General features: G+C 50.2%; 5 tRNA genes. All 5 read left to right on the top strand.

Going from position 1 to position 614, the window contains the following annotated elements:
• Positions 1-108 precede the first annotated feature (108 nt).
• Positions 109-180, top strand: a tRNA-Gly gene (locus AB1K80_RS17180).
• A gap of 12 nt (positions 181-192) precedes the next feature.
• A tRNA-Leu gene (locus AB1K80_RS17175) sits at positions 193-278 on the top strand.
• A gap of 10 nt (positions 279-288) precedes the next feature.
• Positions 289-365: transfer RNA gene (locus tag AB1K80_RS17170), tRNA-Arg, on the top strand.
• Positions 366-374: 9 nt separating this feature from the next.
• Positions 375-451, top strand: a tRNA-Pro gene (locus AB1K80_RS17165).
• Between the two features lie 8 nt (positions 452-459).
• Positions 460-535 (top strand) — tRNA-Ala (locus AB1K80_RS17160).
• Positions 536-614: the final 79 nt, after the last annotated feature.

The following is a 614-nucleotide window of genomic DNA, read 5'->3' as shown; positions in this document are numbered from 1 at the left end:
TGGCGGAATTGGCAGACGCGCTAGACTTAGGATCTAGTGTCTTACGACGTGGGGGTTCAAGTCCCTTCACCCGCATTACAAATTAAATTAAAAAATCCTGTAAGTAATGCGGAAGTAGTTCAGTGGTAGAACACCACCTTGCCAAGGTGGGGGTCGCGGGTTCGAATCCCGTCTTCCGCTTATACCATCCACGCCGGGGTGGTGGAATTGGCAGACACACAGGACTTAAAATCCTGCGGTAGGTGACTATCGTGCCGGTTCAAGTCCGGCCCTCGGCATTCACAATATGCGCCCGTAGCTCAATTGGATAGAGCGTTTGACTACGGATCAAAAGGTTAGGGGTTCGACTCCTCTCGGGCGCGCCATTATAAAAACGGGAAGTAGCTCAGCTTGGTAGAGCACTTGGTTTGGGACCAAGGGGTCGCAGGTTCGAATCCTGTCTTCCCGACCATCTTTTATGGGGCCTTAGCTCAGCTGGGAGAGCGCCTGCCTTGCACGCAGGAGGTCAGCGGTTCGATCCCGCTAGGCTCCACCAATATGATCTTTGAAAACTAAACAAGACAAAACGTACCTGTTAATTCGAGTTTTTATAAAAAATCCTATGATGAATCATA

The sequence above is a fragment of the Bacillus sp. 179-C3.3 HS genome, from assembly GCF_047229225.1.
In the GTDB taxonomy this organism is placed as follows: domain Bacteria; phylum Bacillota; class Bacilli; order Bacillales; family Bacillaceae; genus Bacillus.
The sequence above is the reverse complement of the archived record's forward strand: the minus strand, read 5'-3'. Positions and strand labels throughout refer to the sequence as shown.